The organism is Streptomyces nodosus, assembly GCF_008704995.1.
In the GTDB taxonomy this organism is placed as follows: Bacteria; Actinomycetota; Actinomycetes; order Streptomycetales; family Streptomycetaceae; genus Streptomyces; species Streptomyces nodosus.
On the sequence record NZ_CP023747.1, the window covers coordinates 2,252,071 to 2,270,583 of the forward strand.

Annotated in this window: 16 protein-coding genes and 1 pseudogene; 4 read left to right on the forward strand and 13 right to left on the reverse strand. The window is 72.7% G+C overall.

What is annotated here, in order from left to right; all coding sequences use genetic code 11:
- Positions 1-95 precede the first annotated feature (95 nt).
- From CP978_RS10270 to CP978_RS10280, 3 genes are all read right to left on the reverse strand, one after another.
- Positions 96-788 carry a response regulator gene (locus CP978_RS10270; RefSeq protein WP_063839049.1) on the reverse strand — a complete coding sequence of 231 codons (693 nt, stop codon included), beginning with the start codon at positions 786-788 and terminating at the stop codon, positions 96-98.
- Positions 785-2,029: a MacS family sensor histidine kinase gene (gene macS / locus CP978_RS10275; protein WP_043439636.1), complete on the reverse strand. Its 1,245-nt coding sequence runs from the start codon at positions 2,027-2,029 to the stop codon at positions 785-787. The genes CP978_RS10270 and macS overlap by 4 nt, the downstream gene beginning before the upstream one ends.
- A 92-nt stretch (positions 2,030-2,121) precedes the next feature.
- Complete coding sequence (locus tag CP978_RS10280) at positions 2,122-2,844, reverse strand: lysophospholipid acyltransferase family protein (protein ID WP_311775013.1); 723 nt, start codon at positions 2,842-2,844, stop codon at positions 2,122-2,124.
- 167 nt (positions 2,845-3,011) lie between these two features.
- Here CP978_RS10280 and CP978_RS10285 point away from each other — a divergent pair, with 167 nt between their 5' ends.
- Positions 3,012-3,791 (forward strand): alpha/beta hydrolase, encoded by a 780-nt coding sequence (locus CP978_RS10285; RefSeq protein ID WP_150478190.1) that lies wholly within the window; start codon positions 3,012-3,014, stop codon positions 3,789-3,791.
- A complete protein-coding gene (locus tag CP978_RS10290) occupies positions 3,784-4,440 on the forward strand; it encodes a hypothetical protein (RefSeq protein ID WP_150478191.1) in 657 nt (218 codons plus the stop codon). The genes CP978_RS10285 and CP978_RS10290 overlap by 8 nt, the downstream gene beginning before the upstream one ends.
- 56 nt (positions 4,441-4,496) lie before the next feature.
- On the opposite strand, the gene CP978_RS10295 is transcribed toward CP978_RS10290, so the two are convergent.
- From CP978_RS10295 to CP978_RS10320, 6 genes are all read right to left on the reverse strand, one after another.
- Positions 4,497-5,273: an endonuclease/exonuclease/phosphatase family protein gene (locus CP978_RS10295; RefSeq protein WP_150478192.1), complete on the reverse strand. Its 777-nt coding sequence runs from the start codon at positions 5,271-5,273 to the stop codon at positions 4,497-4,499.
- A gap of 166 nt (positions 5,274-5,439) precedes the next feature.
- On the reverse strand, positions 5,440-6,393 hold the full coding sequence (locus CP978_RS10300) for an ROK family glucokinase (RefSeq protein ID WP_043439651.1): 954 nt from the start codon (positions 6,391-6,393) through the stop codon (positions 5,440-5,442).
- 224 nt (positions 6,394-6,617) lie between these two features.
- On the reverse strand, positions 6,618-7,160 hold the full coding sequence (locus CP978_RS10305) for a DUF5304 domain-containing protein (protein WP_043439654.1): 543 nt from the start codon (positions 7,158-7,160) through the stop codon (positions 6,618-6,620).
- A 104-nt stretch (positions 7,161-7,264) separates the two neighbouring features.
- Positions 7,265-8,443, reverse strand: coding sequence for an ArsA family ATPase (locus CP978_RS10310; RefSeq protein WP_043439656.1), 1,179 nt, complete (start codon positions 8,441-8,443; stop codon positions 7,265-7,267).
- Between the two features lie 239 nt (positions 8,444-8,682).
- Complete coding sequence (locus tag CP978_RS10315; protein ID WP_043439657.1) at positions 8,683-9,129, reverse strand: SRPBCC family protein; 447 nt, start codon at positions 9,127-9,129, stop codon at positions 8,683-8,685.
- A 154-nt stretch (positions 9,130-9,283) separates the two neighbouring features.
- Complete coding sequence (locus tag CP978_RS10320; protein ID WP_079162079.1) at positions 9,284-10,081, reverse strand: metallophosphoesterase family protein; 798 nt, start codon at positions 10,079-10,081, stop codon at positions 9,284-9,286.
- Positions 10,082-10,384: 303 nt separating this feature from the next.
- Here CP978_RS10320 and CP978_RS10325 point away from each other — a divergent pair.
- Positions 10,385-12,208 (forward strand): annotated as a pseudogene (locus tag CP978_RS10325) (AMP-dependent synthetase/ligase).
- A 21-nt stretch (positions 12,209-12,229) separates the two neighbouring features.
- Here the strand turns inward: CP978_RS10325 and CP978_RS10330 are convergent.
- On the reverse strand, positions 12,230-13,372 hold the full coding sequence (locus CP978_RS10330) for a glycosyltransferase family 4 protein (RefSeq protein WP_043439660.1): 1,143 nt from the start codon (positions 13,370-13,372) through the stop codon (positions 12,230-12,232).
- A gap of 183 nt (positions 13,373-13,555) precedes the next feature.
- Between CP978_RS10330 and CP978_RS10335 the strand changes: the two genes are divergently transcribed.
- Positions 13,556-14,788, forward strand: a complete 1,233-nt coding sequence (locus CP978_RS10335; RefSeq protein ID WP_043439662.1) for a glycosyltransferase family 87 protein — start codon at positions 13,556-13,558, stop codon at positions 14,786-14,788.
- Between the two features lie 39 nt (positions 14,789-14,827).
- Here the strand turns inward: CP978_RS10335 and CP978_RS10340 are convergent, their stop codons facing one another.
- From CP978_RS10340 to CP978_RS10350, 3 genes are all read right to left on the reverse strand, one after another.
- Positions 14,828-16,051, reverse strand: coding sequence for a lipoprotein (locus tag CP978_RS10340; RefSeq protein ID WP_043439664.1), 1,224 nt, complete (start codon positions 16,049-16,051; stop codon positions 14,828-14,830).
- 43 nt (positions 16,052-16,094) lie between these two features.
- Entirely contained in the window at positions 16,095-17,108 is a 1,014-nt protein-coding gene (locus CP978_RS10345; RefSeq protein WP_043439666.1) for a C40 family peptidase, read from the reverse strand.
- A 216-nt stretch (positions 17,109-17,324) separates the two neighbouring features.
- Complete coding sequence (locus CP978_RS10350) at positions 17,325-18,380, reverse strand: NlpC/P60 family protein (protein ID WP_043439668.1); 1,056 nt, start codon at positions 18,378-18,380, stop codon at positions 17,325-17,327.
- Positions 18,381-18,513: the final 133 nt, after the last annotated feature.

Sequence of the window (18,513 nt, forward strand, 5' to 3'; positions counted from 1 at the left end):
GACAGGTCAATTCCGGTGAAATGCCGGGTAGTTGATCACCGCGAATCCACTCGAAAGTGTGAAGTCGCCGGTCGGGCCCACTCCGCCACCCCGTCCTACTCCCCGTCGAGTCCCCGCTCGATCGCGTACCGCACCAGTTCCACCCTGTTGTGCAGCTGGAGCTTGCCCAGGGTGTTCTGGACGTGGTTCTGCACGGTGCGGTGCGAGATGACCAGGCGTTCGGCGATCTGCTTGTAGCTCAGGCCCTTGGCGACCAGCCTCAGCACCTCGGTCTCACGGTCGGTCAGTCGGGGCGCGTCCGGCTCGCCGGTGCCCGCGGCGGGGGCGGGTTCGGAGGCCAGCCGGCGGTACTCGCCGAGGACCAGGCCCGCGAGACCGGGGGTGAACACCGGGTCGCCGGCCGCCGTGCGGCGCACCGCGTCGACCAGTTCCCCGGTGGAGGCCGACTTCAGCAGATACCCCGTGGCGCCCGACTTCACCGCCTCCAGCACATCCGCGTGCTCTCCGCTCGCGGACAGCACCAGCACCCGCAGCGACGGGTCGGCGCCGACGAGCTCCCTGCAGACCCGCACGCCCGGCTTCAGGGGCAGGTTCAGGTCCAGGACGAGGACGTCCGGTGCGGCGGCCCGGGCGCGGCGCACCGCCTGCTCGCCGTCGCCCGCGGTGGCGACCACCGCGAAACCGGACTCGGTCAGATCGCGTGCGACGGCGTCCCGCCACATGGGATGGTCGTCGACGACCATCACCTTGATCGGGTCCTGCCGCCCCTCGATCGGGTCCGCCGTCATCGTCTCTCCGCCTTCCCCCGTGAGGGCCTCGGGGCCTTCGGGCCCTTCCCCTCGTTCGGAATCTTCAGTTCCACTTCCGTGCCCTGGCCCGGCACCGAGATCAGCTCAGCGGTGCCGCCGATGTCCCGCAGCCGGCCGCGGATCGACTGGGCCACCCCCAGCCGGCCCTCGCTCTCGGCCTGGGCGAGCCGCCCCTCCGGGATGCCGGGTCCGTCGTCCCGCACGGTCACCAGGATCCCGTCCGGTTCGTCCTCGACCAGGATCCACGCGCTCGCCCCGTCCCCCGCGTGCCTGCGCACATTGTCCAGGGCGGCGCCGACGGCGGCGGCCAGTTCGCGCGCCACGGCCGGGGCGAGCGGCACCGGGGAGCCGGGCCCGGAGAGGGTGACCCGGGCACCGGCGTACGGGGCGAGCAGCACACACAGGTCGAGGGGCCCCTCCTCGGCGTACGGTTCCTCGGCCGCGCGGACCACCGCGCCGAGCGCCGCGTCCTCCGGGACCCGTGCCGGGGGCGGGGTGCCGCCGGAGACCAGGGTGCGCAGGGCGACCTCCTGCTCCCCGGCCAGCCGGCCCAGTTCGGCCGCCTCGCCGCCGAGGGCGGATCCGCGCCGCTGCACCATGGCGAGCACCTGGAGCACACCGTCGTGGATGTCCCGGGCCAGCCGCTCCCGTTCGCGGGTGGCGGCCTCGATCTCCAGGGCGCGGGCGAGGGTGCGTTCGGAGGCGCGGGCGACCTCGACGACATAACCGATCGCGATGGCGGCGACCCAGACCAGCACCACGTTGTGGACGGTGTCGCGGGTCGGTACGCCGCGTTCGACCAGGTTGGCCAGGGCGACCGCGGAGGAGGCGAAGGCCGCCCAGCGCCAGCCGCCCTTGACCGCGAAGGCGAGGACGGACCCGGCGGTCCAGATCGACGGCAGGGTCGGGCCGCCCGAGAGGATCCGCTCGTGGGAGTCGGCGAGGGGGGTGAGCAGAATGCCCGTGAGCGCGACGAGGAGGTCGACCGCCAGGAACGGCCGGGTGCAGCGCGCGGCGTTCGCGACCCTGGGGAGCGTGGCCAGGGTCCACACGCTCAGCACGACGTAGTACGCGATCGCCACGCCGGGCCGGTCGAAGGCCTCGTAGGCGGTGGCGAAGAGCCCGATCGCATACAGCAGCGTCAGTACGCGGTACGCGGTGAGCGCACGCCACAACGGCTGCTCCACCGACATCCTGATGACTCGCTCGCGCCTGACCATGTCCCCCACCCCGGTCGGACGGAAGGCGTCCTGGGTCCTGGGCGGTCCGGGAAGTCCCCCGGGAACCCGGCCCCCGTTCCCTCCCCGTCCCGCTACGCCTGTCCGGCTGCCTTCTGTGCCTGCTGCTCGGCCTTCTCCGCCTTCGCCGCGTCCGCGATCTGCCGTTTGGCGGCGGTCGCGTAGATGTCGACGTACTCCTGGCCGGAGAGCTTCATGATCTCGTAGATGACCTCGTCGGTCACCGCGCGCAGGACGAAGCGGTCGTTCTCCATGTCCCGGTAGCGGCTGAAGTCGAGCGGCTTGCCGATGCGGATGCCCGGGCGCATCAGCTTGGGCACGACCTTCCCCGGCGGCTGGATCTTCTCCGTGTCGATCATGGCGACCGGGATCACGGGTGCGCCGGTGGCGAGCGCCACCCGCGCCAGACCGCCGGGCTTGCCCCGGTAGAGGCGGCCGTCGGGGGAGCGGGTGCCCTCCGGATAGATGCCGAAGAGTTCGCCCCGCTCCACCACCTCGATGCCGCTCCTGATGGCGGCCTCACCCGCGCCGCGCACTCCGGAGCGGTCCACCGGGAGCTGGCCGACGCCCTTGAAGAACGCGGCGGTCAGCCGGCCCTTCAATCCCGGCGTGGTGAAGTACTCGGCCTTGGCAATGAAGGTCACCTTGCGGTCGAGGACCGCGGGCAGGAAGAACGAGTCCGAGAACGACAGATGATTGCTCGCCAGGATCGCGGGACCCTCGGCGGGAATGTTCTCCAGGCCCTCCACCCAGGGCCTGAAGACAAGCTTCAGCGACCCTCCGATGAATACCTTCATCGCGCCGTACAACAACCCGTGCCTCCCGTATGCGTCGCACAGACCTTAACCCGGGCGGTCCGCCCGTGGAGAGGCCTGCGGCCCTGGCCGGTGTCGGTGGGGTCGCGTACGGTGAAGTACCTGCAATCGACGTGCCCAGCCCCCTTTTCACGAACAGGAGACCGAAGGTGCCGGTCCTCCCTGGAGCCGAGCCGTACCGCCACGACGGCGGGGAGACCGGTGTCCTCCTCTGCCACGGCTTCACCGGTTCCCCCCAGTCGCTGCGCCCCTGGGCGGAGTATCTCGCCGAGCGCGGACTGACCGTCTCACTGCCGCTGCTGCCCGGGCACGGCACCCGCTGGGAGGACATGCAGCTCACCGGCTGGCCGGACTGGTACGCGGAGGTGGACCGCGAGCTGCGGGTCCTGCGCGAGCGCTGTGCGCGGGTGTTCGTGGCCGGCCTCTCCATGGGCGGCGCCCTGGCCCTGCGGCTCGCCGCCAGACACGGTGACGCGGTGTCCGGTGTGATCGTTGTCAACCCGGCCGCCGCGCTGCACGGCCTCGCGGCCCGTGCCCTCCCGGTGGTCCGCCACCTCCTCCCTTCCACGAAGGGCATCGCCAGCGACATCGCCAGGGTGGGCAGCACGGAGCTGGGATACGACAGGGTGCCGCTGCGCGCGGCGGACTCCCTGCGCGCCTTCCTCCGCAGGGTCGACGGGGAGCTGCCGGAGGTGACCCAGCCGCTGCTGCTTCTGCACAGCACCCAGGACCATGTGGTGCCGCCGTCCGACTCGGCGCGGATCCTCAGCCGGGTCTCCTCCACGGACGTCACGGAGATCCTGCTGGAACAGAGCTACCACGTGGCGACGTTGGACCATGACGCGGACCGGATCTTCGAGGAGAGCCATGCATTCATCGGCCGGCTCGCGCCAAGTGTCGGCAAGGAAGGGACGGCCGTAGGTGGCTGAGCACGACTCCGGTCGCGAGGACCGCGAGCCGGAAGAGAAGGGCGTGCCTCTCGACGAGGAGGCGGTCTGGGCGGCGATCGTCGCCGGCTACGGCGCGGAGCCCCCGGACCCGCCCGGTGCGAGGCCGTTCCGCTCGGTCGAGGATCTGGCCCTGCCCGAGATGGAGACGGACGGCGGCGCCGAAGAGACGAAGGCCGAGAAGGGGAAGGCCAAGAAGGAGCAGGCCGAGGAGGAGAAGGCCGGGAGCGGGAGCGCGGAGCAGGGCGGCGCCCAGGACGACGCGGCCGAGCCGGCCGAGCCGGCCGGGCCGCTGGGCAGCTCGGTGTCCTTCGCACCCGGCGTGGGGGGCCCGCGGGACTACTCCTTGCGCCAGCCCTCCGACGACGACTTCGACGAGGGCGACGAGGGTCACTTCGTCCCGCCGGAGCCGCCGCCGCTCCCCGACGCGGACACCACGGCGAAGTTCGCTTGGCTCGCGGTGATCGGCGGCCCGCTCCTGCTCCTGCTGGCCGTGCTGCTCGGCTGGGAGATGACCTGGTGGCTGGCCCTCATCGGCATCGGCGGCTTCCTGGGCGGTTTTCTGACCCTGGTGGTGCGGATGAACACCGACGAGGAGGACGACGACCCCGGCCGGGGCGCCGTGGTCTGACCGGGCCCTTTGTTCGACCGGGCCCGAGGACCGGCCGGTGCCGTAGCGGCCGGTGTCTACGCGGACGGGACCCTGAGGGCGGCCAGGACCGGAAGATGGTCCGTGGCCGCCCTCAGGTCCCTCTCCGACACCGCCGGGTGCCCCTGGAGATCTCCGCCCCGGGACGGGAGCGGGACACCGCAGCCGAGGATCTCGATGCCCGGCGTGGCGAAGATCGCGTCGATGCGCCGACGGGGATCGGTGGGCGAGAAGGTGTACTCGGCGCCCCGGGGCGCGGTGGCCCAGCAGTCCCGGAGGTGGTCCGCGAGGCGGGTGAAGGTGCGGCCCTTGGGGCGTTCGTTGAGGTCACCGCCCGCGACGGCGTGCTCCACGCCCATCCCGGCGAGCCGGTCGAGCAGCATCCCTCCCTGGGCGTACCGCTCCTCCTCCGCCAGGCTCAGATGAAAGCTGAGGACGCCGAGCCGGGCGCCGCCGAACCGTACGACGGCCGTGGCCAGACCCCTTCGGTGCAGTCCGGGGGTGAGCGGCAGCAGTACGTCCTCGGTGCGCTCGACCGTGGCACGCAGCGAGCAGAGGATCGCCGGGCCCGCCGCCGTGGCACCGCCGGTGAGCATCACCAGACCGGAGGCCGCCGCGAGCCGGGCGAGTTTCTTGCGCCAGCGGAAGAACCGGGGGGCCTCCTGGACCAGCACCAGATCGGGCTCGCAGGCGCTGATCACCCGGGCGAGCGCGTCGGTGTCGTCGCGCATCGAGCGGATGTTGTAGCCGAGGACCCGGATGACGGCCGAACCGTCGGGTTCCGTACGGGAGTTGGGCAGCAGCATCGTCGCCATGCCGATCAAGATACGCCGCACCGCCCCGGGGGATGTGCCGGACGGACGGGGACCCGGGGCGCCGGGTCCCGCGGGGGGTGACCCGGATCCGCCGGTCGCCGTCGATGGTGCGACGCCCGCCGTCCCCAAGGCCGGGGTTCGGCGGGCGCTGTCGCACGGTGGTCCGCTACATGATCGGGTCGGGCTCCCGGGCCAGGTCCGCGGCGCCCACCAGGCCCGCGTCATTGCCCAGTCGGGCGCCGATGACCTCGGCGACCGGACGCCAGTTGCCGCCGACCAACCAGCGCTTGTAGGACTTACGGATCGGTTCGAGGACGAGTTCGCCCTCGTCCGAGAGACCGCCGCCCACGATGAAGGCGGAGGGGTCGAAGAGCGAGGCGAGGTCGGCGAGTCCGGCGCCGGCCCAGCGGGCGAGTTCACGGTAGGAGTCGACGGCCACCGGGTCTCCCTGGCGGGCGGCCATGGAGATGTGCTTGCCCTCGATGCCGTCCGGGGTGCCGTCGCCGAGCGAGAGCAGCAACTCGGCGCTCTCGGGGGTGGCGTTGGCGCGCTGCTTCGCATACCGGACGAGGGCGCGCCCGGAGGCGTACTGCTCCCAGCAGCCCTGTGAGCCGCAGCCGCACAGCAGTCCGTCGGGAACCATCCGGATGTGGCCGAACTCGGCGGCCACGCCGAAGTGCCCGCGGCGCAGCTTGTTGCCGATGATGATGCCGCCGCCGAGGCCGGTGCCCAGCGTGATGCAGATGACGTTGCGGTGGCCCTTGCCCGCACCGAACTTGTACTCGCCCCAGGCGGCCGCGTTGGCGTCGTTCTCGACGACCACCGGGAGGCCCACGCGGGCCTCGACCTCTTCCTTCAGCGGCTCCTGGCGCCAGTCGATGTTCGGCGCGAAGTAGACCGTGGAACGCTGGCGGTTGACGTATCCTGCGGCACCGATCCCGACTCCGACGATCTCGTGTCCGGCACGGGCGCCCTCGACGGCAGCGGCTATGGCGTCCACGATGGCCTCGGGAGTGCCCGGAGTCGGCACCTTGTGGGTCGAGAGGATGTTGCCTTCCTCGTCGACCACACCGGCCGCGATCTTCGTGCCGCCGATGTCGACGCCGATGGTGAGTCCCATGAATCCCTCAGTTTCGGTCGAGCCCCGCTAGGGCCAACGGTACCCGAGGGGGCCGGGGTCGTCCGATCACTCCCGGTGTCCGGGAGCCCCGAAAAGGGCCCCGGACCCGCAGGGACGCTCCCGCCGCACTCCGGCGCCCCGGCAGGCGGTCTCCGCCCCTCGCGACGCCCGTCCCCGTACCGAGCGACGCCCGTCCTTGTGCCGAACGCCCGTCCGCCGCGGCCCTAGTCCAGGTCGATGCGCTCCCCCGGACCCGGGCCGTCGTCCTCGCCCCGGTCGTCGCCCGGTGTCCCGGGGCCGAAGCCGCCGAAGGAACGGGCGGTCCAGCGCCGCTCCTGGGTCTCGACGGCCGAGCGGTAGGCGGCGAGCAGCTCCGAGCCGGCCGCGGCGAGATGGTCGAAGACCTCCGGGTTGCGCTCGATCACCGGTTCCACGGCGGCCTTGGCCTGCTGCACCGCCTCCTGCACCATCTGCTGGGCCGCGCCCGAGGCGAGGGCGCCGAACAGCGGGTTCTGGAGATCGGACAGCTTGTCGGTGACCGCGTCGACGAGCCTGCGCAGCTCCTCGGCGGCCGAGCCGGGCGGCGGGCCGCCGCGGGCACGGCGGCGGGCCTTCTCCGCGGCGAGGTCCTCGGCACACGCCTTCGCCCAGGCGTCGGCGTCGACCGTCCGTTCCTCGGGGCTCCCGGCGCCGCCCGGACCCGGGGGAACCCCACCGTCGGCGGCCGGCTCGTGAGCGGTGTCGGACCTGGGGCGCTCTTCGCTCATGACGGACTCCTGACTGAGGCTCGTACTCTCGACGTTACCCGAACGGGGGTACGCGATTCACCGCGTACCCCGCCGTTCCCGGCGCCCCCCCGGGCGGGCGCCGGTCACCCACGGCGCGGCCACAGCTCCGGGTCCGGGGCGAAGCGGATGCGCAGCTCGCCCTCGCGCAGGGCCGCACCCGCCACGGTGCAGCGGCGCAGCGCCGACGGCAGCGGAACGATCCGGCGGAAGGACCCCGCGCTCACCACGATCTCGTCGCCGCGCCGCACCAGGTCCAGCTCCTCGCGTATCGCGCCGGGCAGCGGGATGTGCCATACGAGCACACCGTCCTCGGCGATCCGGTCCCGTACGGGCCACTCGACCGCGGCCTCGGCCGGGCCCACGGCCGGGACCGGGAGCACCGCGAGATCGTCGGTGCCCCGCGGGTCCCGGCCGAGGTGCGGCACGCCGTGGACGGCCCGGAGGCCGTACGTGCCCTGCCACTCCTCCAGGGTCTTGCGCTGCTGGGCGGCCAGGCTCGCGACCCAGGTGTCCTGGCCGGTGTCGGGCAGCACCCGGTTGGCGACCAGGAACTCGGGGCGCAGGGCGCGCAGGGCGAGCCCGGTGACGGCCGTACGGACCGCGTCGGCACCGGCCGGACCCGGCTCGGCGACCAGCCACACGCTGGTGGCCCGGTCGGCCATCACGGCTTCCACGGCGGCCAGCTCCACGTCCCAGCGGCCGGCGGTCTCGTACAGCCACTCGGCGGGCATCGGGACGCCGGCGAGCCGGCCGAGGACGGGGCGCAGGGCGCGGGCGGCCTGCCGCTCCGGCGGGAGCAGCCGGCGCAGATAGCGGCGCAGCTCCTCGGGCAGGGCGAGCAGCACCAGCGCCTGCGGGACGGGCGGCAGATCGACGACGAGCAGGTCGTACGCCTCCGAGAGCGCGGCGTCGCGCAGGGCGCGCAGCAGGGCCAGCTCCTCGGCGCCGGGGAGGGGGGTGACCTCCTCGGCGTCCAGCCGGGCCGCGCCGAGCAGGTCGAGCGCGCCGGCGGCGCGGTCCTGGAAGGCGATGAGGTCCGCACGGAAGCGGGCGGCGGCGTCCGGACGCCAGACGGTGAGCCCGGGCGCCGCCTCGACCGGGGTGGCGCCGGTGGGGACGCCGAGCACGGCACCGGGGGTGTCGGTGCGGTCGGCGCTGAGCAGGAGGGTACGGGTGCCCTGGCGGGCGGCTGCCAGCGCGGTGGCCGCGGCGACGGTGCTCCGGCCGGAGCCGCCGGAGCCGGTGATCAGGAGGGTGCGCATGAGGGTGAACGCTACCGGGGCCCGGCCGACGGACTGAGCAGGGACATCACCGAGCGCGGTGTCCGGGCACCGCCGCGGCGGCCACCGCCCCGTACCCGCCCGGACCGCACGGGCGGCGGGTTCCGCTCACGGCCGGAGGGACCGGACGGCGGACCCGCGGGGGCGGGGAGGGACCGGGCCGGCCTCGCGCGGCCCCGGAGCCGGCGCCGAGGCGGCGGACGGCACGGGTTCCGGACGGGCTACTCGGCGTCGCCCGACTCCACCCGCTTCTTCAGCCCCGCCAGCGCCCGGTCGATGATGACCTTCTCGGCCTTGCGCTTGATCATGCCGAGCATCGGGATCTTCACGTCCACCGTCAGCCGGTAGGTGACCTCGGTGCCGCCCGAGCCGGCCGGCTTCAGCAGATAGGAGCCGTCCAGGGAGCGGAGCATCTGGGACTTGACCAGGGTCCAGGAGACCTCGCTGTCACCCGTCCAGGTGTACGCCAGCGTCTGGTCGTCCTTGATCGCGCCCGCGTCCATGACCAGGCGCACCTGCTCGGCGCGGCCCCGGTCGTCCGTCGCGAGGACCTCGGCCTCCTTCACCTCGCCCGTCCAGTCCGGGTAGCGCGCGAAGTCGGCGATCACCCGCATGACGTCGGCCGGCGCGGCCTTGATCGTGATGCTCGAACTGGTGTGTTCCGCCATCGCCGTGGCTCCTCCAGATGCGGTCCGGTGAGGGAGGGTGGGTGCGCACGTGTGTGCAGCGTGAAGGCTACCGCGCACACGCCGCGCGGCTGTCATCCCGCCTGCGGTTCGGACGGCGGCCGGTCGCCGCCCCGCCCGGCCCGGGCCCGGCCGCTCACCACTCCAGCGCCCAGGGCCGCCCGCTCCCCGCGAAGTGCCCCACGTTCACGCACTCCGTGGCCCCGATCCGCATCCGCCGGACCAGCGGCTGGTGGACATGGCCGAAGAGCGCGTACCGCGGACGCGTGCGGCGGATCGCGTCCAGCAGGGCCCGGCTGCCGCGCTCGAAGCGGCGCGCCACCGTGTCGTACACCAGCTCGGGCACCTCCGGCGGGATATGGGTGCACAGCACGTCCACCTCGCCCACCGCCTCGATCTTCGCCGCGTACTCCTCGTCGCTGATCTCGTACGGGGTCCTCATGGGGGTGCGCAGGCCTCCGCCGACGAAGCCGAAGGTCCAGCCGCCGATCTCCACCCGGTCGCCGTCCAGCACGGTGGTGCCCCGCCCGGCGTACTCCGGCCACAGGGTCGGCACATCGACATTGCCGTAGGTGGCGTACGTCGGCGTCGGGAACGCGGCGAAGAGTTCGGCGTACTGCCGGCGGACCGCCTTCTCGATGACGGTGGTGCGGTCGCCGCCGACACCGGCCCACAGTCCGGCCCCGAAGGCCCGCGCCTCCTCGAAGCGGCGGGCGGTGCGCAGTTCCACCAGGCGGTCGGCGTTCTCCCGGCCGAACAGATCGGGGAAGATCCCGCGCGAGTGGTCGGCATAGTCGAGGAACAGGACCAGGTCCCCCAGGCAGATCAACGCGTCCGCACCGTCACCGGCCCTGGCCAGGTCCCGCGCATTGCCGTGCACATCGCTGACCACATGTACACGCGTCCTCGTGTTGCCGCCCGGTGTGAGTGCCATGACGATCAAGGGTAAGCGCGTGGGGCAAACGTGAACAGTGACGGACGGACCTGTAGTTACTGGCCAGTCAGTAACGGTGTGGACTACTGTGCGCCAAGGACACGCCCCTCCATGTGACGCGCGGAACATCTCGTCGGGTTCCCCTGTCCCCGAAGCATACCGACGGGTAACGTCCGAGCAGTCCAGTCCTGCCCAGGGTTCCGGCCGACGACCCCCTGAACCCTGCGCCCCCGCCCGAGCCTTGGACCGCACCGTCGCAGCACACAGAGTCGTGGCGACGGCGCCCTATGAGGAGCAGCAGTCTTGCGCGAGTTCAGCCTTCCTGCTTTGTACGAGGTCCCCTCGGACGGCAATCTGACCGACATCGTCCGCAGAAACGCCGCTCAGCACCCCGATGTCGCCGTCATCGCCCGCAAGGCGGCCGGCGGCGCCTGGCAGGACGTCACCGCCGCCGCCTTCCTCACCGAGGTACGGGACGTGGCGAAGGGGCTGATCGCCTCCGGTGTCCAGCCGGGCGACCGGGTGGGGCTGATGTCCCGGACCCGCTACGAGTAGACGCTGCTGGACTTCGCGATCTGGAGCGCGGGCGCGATCACCGTGCCGGTGTACGAGACCAGTTCGCCGGAGCAGGTGCAGTGGATCCTCGGCGACTCGGGGGCGACCGCCTGCGTGGTGGAGCTGGACGCCCATGCCGCGGCCGTCGAGTCGGTGCGCGACCGGCTGCCCGCGCTCAAGCACGTCTGGGAGATCGAGGCCGGGGGCGTGGCGGAGCTGCGCCGCGCCGGCCGGGATGTCAGCGACGCGACGGTGGAGGAGCGCAGTTCGCTCGCCAAGGCCGACGACCCGGCCACCATCGTCTACACCAGCGGCACCACCGGGCGCCCCAAGGGCTGTGTGCTCACCCACCGCAGCTTCTTCGCCGAGTGCGGCAACATCGTCGAGCGGCTGCGGCCCCTCTTCCGTACCGGCGAGTGCTCGGTCCTGCTGTTCCTGCCGCTCGCGCATGTCTTCGGGCGGCTGGTGCAGATCGCGCCGATGATGGCGCCCATCAAGCTGGGCTGCCTCCCGGACATCAAGCACCTCACCGATGAACTCGCCGCGTTCCGGCCGACGTTGATCCTGGGTGTGCCCCGGGTCTTCGAGAAGGTCTACAACGGGGCGCGCGCCAAGGCGCAGGCCGACGGCAAGGGCAGGATCTTCGACAAGGCGGCGGACACGGCGATCGCGTACAGCCGCGCCCTGGACACCCCGTCCGGTCCGTCGCTGGGGCTGCGGATCATGCACACGGTGTTCGACAAGCTCGTCTACAGCAAGCTGCGCGCGGTGCTGGGCGGGCGCGGCGAGTACGCCATCTCCGGCGGCGCCCCGCTGGGCGAGCGCCTCGGCCACTTCTTCCGCGGCATCGGCTTCACCGTCCTGGAGGGCTACGGACTGACCGAGTCCTGCGCCGCCACCGCGTTCAACCCCTGGGACCGGCAGAAGATCGGCACGGTCGGGCAGCCGCTGCCCGGATCCGTGATCCGGATCGCCGACGACGGCGAGGTGCTGCTGCACGGCGAGCATCTGTTCAAGGAGTACTGGAACAACGAGGCCGCGACCGCCGAGGCGCTGGCCGACGGCTGGTTCCACACCGGCGACATCGGCACCCTCGACGAGGACGGCTACCTCAGGATCACCGGCCGCAAGAAGGAGCTCATCGTCACCGCGGGCGGCAAGAACGTGGCCCCGGCGGTGATCGAGGACCGTATCCGGGCGCACGCACTGGTCGCGGAGTGCATGGTGGTGGGCGACGGGCGGCCGTTCGTGGGCGCGCTGATCACCCTGGACGAGGAGTTCCTGGGCCGCTGGGCCGCCGAGCACGGCAAGCCGGCGGGCTCCACCGCGGCGTCGCTGCGCGAGGACCCGGAGCTGCTCGCCGCGGTCCAGACCGCGGTCGACGACGGCAACGCGGCGGTGTCGAAGGCGGAGTCGGTGCGGAAGTTCCGCATTCTCTCCTCCCAGTTCACCGAGGACTCGGGGCATCTCACCCCGTCCCTGAAGCTCAAGCGCAATGTGGTCGCCGAGGACTTCGCGGACGAGATCGAGGCCCTCTACCGCAAGGAGCGGGCCCCGGGCGTCACCTCCTGAGGCACCGCCCCCGCCGGGTTCCTACAGCAGTTCCTTCAGGCGCTCCGCCAGCAGATCCCAGCGCCACTTCTCCTCGACCCACCGTCGGCCCCGCTCCCCCATCCTGCGGCGCAGTTCCGGATCGCCCAGGAGCGTCACGACCCGGTCGGCGGTCTCCTCGGCGGAGCCGCCCCGCACCACCCAGCCGGTCTCGCCGTCGAGCACCGCGTCCGGTGCTCCTCCGGAGTCGCCGGCCACCACCGGGAGACCTGTCGCGGACGCCTCCAGATAGACGATGCCGAGGCCCTCGACGTCCAGACCGCCCCGGCGGGTGCGGCAGGGCATCGCGAAGACGTCGCCCGCCCCGAAGTGGGCCGGCAGCTCCGCCCAGGGGACGGCGCCCGTGAAGCGGACCGCGTGGGCGACCCCGGTCTCGTCCGCGAGCCTGCGCAGGTCCCTCTCGTAGGGCCCGCCCCCGACGATCAGCAGCACCGTGTCCGGCTGTTTGCCCAGGACGCGGGGCATCGCCCGGATCAGGGTGTCCTGGCCCTTGCGCGGGACCAGCCGGGAGACGCAGACCACCACCGGGCGGTCCGTGAGACCCAGCCGGGCACGGACCTCGTCGCCGCCCGAACCGGGGTGGAAGGTCCGCTCGTCGACGCCCGGCGGCAGTTGCACCATGCGTGCGGCCGCCTGCGGCGTCAGTGCGGAGGCGATCCGGGAGCGGGTGTACTCGCCGAGGTAGGTGATCGTGTCCGTGGACTCGCCGATCCGGCGCAGCAGGCCCCGCGCGGCGGGCAGTTGGGCCCAGCCCGCCTCATGGCCGTGGGTGGTCGCCACCAGCCGCTCCGCCCCGGCCCGCCGCAGCGCGGGCGCCATCAGGCCGAGCGGGGCCGCCGCCCCGAACCACACCGAGGTGCAGCCGTGCTCCCGCAGCAGCCCCACGGCCCGCCGGGTCGCGCCCGGCGTGGGCAGCAGCATCGTCGTCCGGTCCCGTACGACGGTGAAGGGCTGCTCGGCGTCGAAGGCGGCCGTCACCTCGGCGCCCTCGCGGCCACGCTTCCAGGTGGACGCGTAGACCACCAGCCGCCCGGGATCCGTCCGCAGTGCCATGTTGTGCAGGAACGCCTGGATACCACCCGGGCGGGGCGGGAAGTCGTTGGTCACGATGAGGGTCTTGTGCATCGACGTCGACAGTACCGAACACGATGTGCCAACCGTACGGACAGCTCGATACGGTGGCCCCGGCGCCGGACGGCCGTGCTGTCCGGCCCTCGCACGGTCCGCCGGGGGATCATGGCCCCGCACGGCCCAGAGCGAGACGGCCCAGAGCGACACGACACGGACGCGCCAGGACAGGGGCACGAGGTGGACACTGCGGAGGCACGCCGGTCACCGGTCCTGCTGCTCGCCGTCTGGGCCCTGACCAGGCTGGTGCTGCTGCTCTTCGTCCTCAAGGTGTGGACCTTCCCCGGCCCGGACGTCACCAGCGATGTCTCCGTGATCTACCAGGGCTGGTACGACACCCTGCGCTCCGGGTCGTTCCCACACGACGACGTCACCTGGCAGTACCCGCCCGCCGGTGCGCTCGCGATCCTCTCCCCCGCGCTGCTGCCGTTCCTGGACTATGCGCATGCCTTCGCCGTGCTGGCCTGCCTCGCCGACCTCGCGGTCCTGTGCCTACTCCGGTACGCGGGGACGCGCCCCGGCAGGACGCCCCGGGGCGCCTGGGTGTGGGTGGTGGGCGTCGCACTGCTCGGCCCCACCGTGTACGCCCGCTACGACGTGATGGTGACGGCGGTGGCGGTCGCCGCGCTGCTGGCCGGGCTGCGCCGGCCCCGGGTGCTGGGGGCGCTCGTGGGCCTGGGCGCACTGCTGAAGGTGTGGCCGGTGCTGCTGCTGGCGGGCGTCGCCCGGCGTCGGGTCTGGCTCTCGGCCGCGGCGACGGCGGGCTCCCTGGCGCTGCTCTTCGCCCTCACCGCGCCCGGCGCCTTCGCCTTCCTCACCGCCCAGCGCGACCGGGGCACCGAGGTGGAGTCCCTGGGCGCGCTGGTCTTCCATGTGGCCCGGCACTTCGGGTGGGAGGGCCGGGTGCTGCTCAACTACGGCTCGGTGGAGTTCCTCGGCCCGCACGTCGACCTGGTCAGCTCGGGGGCCCTCTTCCTGAGCGTGATCGGCTTCGGCTGGCTGCTGCTGTGGCGGGTGAGCGCCGGCCGGCTGCCGGCCCGGGCGCTGACCGACGCGGCCTTCGTCGCGGTCCTGCTGTTCACGGTCACCAGCCGGGTGATCAGTCCGCAGTACCTGGTGTGGCTGGTCGGGCTGGCGGCCGTCTGCCTCTGCTTCCGCGACAGCCGGATGACGCTGCCCGGCCATCTGGTCCTGGGCGCGTGCCTGGCCACCGTCCTGGAGTTCCCGGTCTTCTTCGCGAACGTCGTCGCCAGTGACGGGCTCGGCATCACTCTCCTCCTGGTGCGCAACGGCCTCCTGGTGCTGGCCACCGTCACCGCCGCGCTCCAGCTGTGGCGCGGCACCGTCTCCCAGCCGCTCCCGACCGTCCCCCCTCAGGCCACCCGCTCCCAGGAGACCCTCAGCTCGTCCTGACGCCGCGCCCGCACCGGCAGCAGCACGAGGGGCGGGGTGTCAGCTCAGCCGGGTCTTCAGATAGGCCCCCCACTGGCGGGTGAACTCCTGCGGTGTCGTCCCGAGCACCGTGCGCAGGGCGTCCTCGACCGCTCCTGCGCGCCGTCGGTGTGCGCCCACCGCGCGGTAGAAGGCGTTCAGCCGGGCCTCGCCCCAGCGGTCGGCGATCATCAGGCAGGCCGTCCAGCCGCCCTCATAGGCCAGGGCGAGCTTTCCCGCGTCCCCGGCGAAAGCGAAGTCCGCGTCCTTCGGCAGCGCGGCCGGGATCTGTCCCTGCGCGACGGAGCGGCCCAGTTCGGGGGCCACCTGGAGGGGGGTGCGGCCGCTGTCGCGGTAGCCGACCCAGTCCGCGTAGCCCTCGGAGAGCCACAGGGGTGTGGCCGGTGTGGTGTGGGCCCGGGTGGCGACATGGGTGGTCTCATGCGTGAGGACGACCTGTCCGCCCAGATCCCCGAGGAGGCGGTAGGCGTCCGGGTTGACGACGATCCGGTCCGCGGGCGTCCGGCCCCTGCCGCCCGTCTCCCCGGTGGTGACGGCCGCGATCCCACGGTAGGCGGACGCCTGCGCGCCGAGCAGTCCCGCCATCCCCTCCAGCGACTTCGGTACCAGCACCACCACCCGTCCCGGCCAGTCGGCGCCCCACGCCCCGGTGACGGCGGGCACCGCCCGGTCCGCGAGCGCGGCGAACGTCCGCAGGGTGCCTTTCGGCTGCCCCACCCCGAGAACGAGGCTGTGCGCTCCGTGGACCGCCTCCACGGTGCCCTGCTCCCACAGCTGCCGGCCGCTTTTCCCGGCGGGTTCGTCGGAGCTGACGTACCAGTGTCCGGCGGTGCGGGTCAGCCGCAGCGTGCGGTCCGCGGTGACCGGCGCGCGGTCGTACCCCTCGATGCGGTACCGCAGTTCGGCCTCGGCCCCGGCCCGGTCCCCGGTGCGGTGCACGGCCGTGACCCGATACGACCAGGCCGCCAGCGGCACTGCGCGCAGACGGTCGAACTCGGCCCCGCCCGCGGCGGACCGGCCGGCACCGGCGTCCACGCCCTGCGCCCCGGTCGCCAGGAACGCGGAACGGTCGCCCTTCAGGACGGCCGCCGCCCGCCGGTCGAGGACCTCTTGCACGGCGGCGGTCCCCGGGTCCGGTGCGGGACGGCCCGCGCAGCCGGTGAGCCCGGAGAGCAGCAGCACACAGACCGCCACGACTCCCGGCACCCGCCCACGACCAGCCACCGTCCGATCGTACGCGCCCGCCCGGACCCGGATCCGCGCCGCTTCAGGGCCTGATGACCGAGGAGACCGGCAACATCCCGACCGGGTCGTAGCGGACCGCGGCGCCCGGGTGGGGGGCGTGGATGACCTGTCCGCCGCCGGCATACATCGCCACATGGCTGGCGTCCGAGCGGTAGAGGACCAGATCACCGGGCCGTGCCTGGGAGAGCGGCACCCGGCGCCCGGCGTACCGCTGTTCCTGCGAGGTGCGCGGCAGCCCGATGCCCGCCCGTGCGTACGACCACTGCATGAGGCCCGAACAGTCGAAGCCGCGCGGCCCGTTGGCGCCCCACACATAGGGGCGGCCGAGCGCGGAGCGGGCCGCGGCGAGGGCGGCCGCGGCGCGGGAGTCGGGCGGGACGACCCCGGTGAGATCGGGCAGGTCGCCGTCGGAGCGGGACGCCCGCTGATACGCGTCGCGCTCCGCGGACGGCAGGGCGTTGAGCAGCCGCTGCGCCGCCGCGAGTTTCCGCTCCACGTCCTTCTTGTGGCGCGCCACCGCCTTGCGGGTCTTCTCCAGCTCGGCCAACTCTCCGGCCACCTGCACGCGTTCCTGGGCCAGCTCCCTCAGGGCGCCCCTGAGGCCCTTGAGCTGCCCGGCCTCACGGACACCGATCCGGTCGAGCACGGAGGCCCTGTCGAGGTAGTCGGCGGGATCGTCGGAGAACAGCAACGCCAGGGAGGAGGCAAGACCCCCGGAGCGGTACTGGGCCCCGGCGAGCACCCCGAGCACGTCCCGCATGCCGTTGACGCGGTCCTGCTGCCGGGCGATCCGGTCCTGTGCCCGGCTGACCTGCTCGCGCAGCGAACCCGCCCTCTCCCCGGCCTTGTTGTACGCCTCGGTGGACCGTTCGGCCTCCTGGTACAGCCGGTCCACGGTGGCCCGGGGATCGTGCGGCACCGCGTCCGCGGGCCCCGCACCGAAGGCCGCGGCGGCCGCGGCGGCGGACAAGACGGCGACGGTGGCGCCACGGCCCCGGCCGAGGCCGGGCGATACAAGGCGGCGATGAGACCCCACGACCGGTCGCACTCCCTTCCGCTGACACTCCCCGCCCTCTGACGGGGAAACGCGGCAGACAGTAGCCCGGTGATCACTCCTGGTCCAAAGACCTCGATCTGCGCCCGGCATGCGACACCCCGCCGCTGACGCAGGTCATCGGCGGGGTGCGGGGGTCAGCGGTGGTCTCCGGAATTCGCCCGTTCGGGCGGGTTGCGGCGACTTTCTGACGGAGCGTCAGATACGGACGCCGAACTGGAACGGCATGTTGTTGATCGACTCGTAGCGCACGACGGTGCCGGTGCGCGGTGCGTGCAGCACCTGGCCGTTACCCGCGTAGAAGCCGACATGGTGCTGGTCTCCGTAGAAGATGACCAGGTCACCGACCTTGAGGTCGCTCTGGCTGTAGATACGGGTACCGGCGTTGGCCTGCGCCTCCGAGGTCCGCGGGATGGACATGCCGGCCTGGGCGAAGGCCCAAGAGGTCAGACCGGAGCAGTCGAAGGAGGAAGGACCGCTGGCGCCGTAGACGTAGGGGGAGCCGATCCTGCTCTGGGCGGCGGCATAGGCCGAGGCGGCCCGGCCCGAGGCGGTGCCGACGGAGGCGCCGGCGGAGCCGGTGGAGGTGTCGAGGGCGGCGCGCTCGCTGGCGCGGCTGGCGCGGTTCTGCTCCTCCTGGAGGGCGGCCCGCTCCTGGGCGGTGAGGGTGAGCAGAAGCTTCTGCGCCTCGGCGAGCTTGCCCTGGACCTCCTTCTTCTTCTTGCCCAGTTCGGTCCGGGTGGAGGCGAGGTCCTTGAGCTTGTCGCTGGCCTCCTGACGCTCCTGGGCCAGCTCGCGCTGCTTCTTCTGGATCTTCTTCAGCGCCTCGACCTGCTGACCGCTCAGCTGGTCGAGCGTGGAGGCCTTGTCCAGGAAGTCGTCCGGGTTCGAGGAGAGGAAGAGCTGGACGGAGGGGTCGATGCTGCCGGTGCGGTACTGAGCACTGGCCATCGTGCCTATGCCGTCCCGCAGTTGGTTGAGATCCTCCTGGCCGCGGGCGACCTTGTCCTGCAGCGCGGAGATCTCCTTCTCCAGCTTGTCCTGCTTCTCCTTGGCCCCGTTGTACTTCTCGGTCGCCTTCTCCGCCTGCTGGTAGAGGTCGTCGACCTTGGTCTTGACCTCGTCCTTGTTCGGCTTGGCGCTGGGGGCGGCGTTGGCGGCCTGGGCACTGAGGGCCACGGCTGCGGCGGCGACGGTGGTGAGCACGGTCACACGCGTGCGGCTCGGCTGCTTGGGTCGACGGTGGGACGCCACGGGGGCGAGCTCCTTCTTCCTTCAGCCGCCTACCGACACACCGGCGGGCGGTGCCCCTCCGCCGTCACCCCTCATGAGTGATCACCCGAGCGGAGGTTCGAGCCTCGACCATAGTGACCCTCTTGTGATCAGT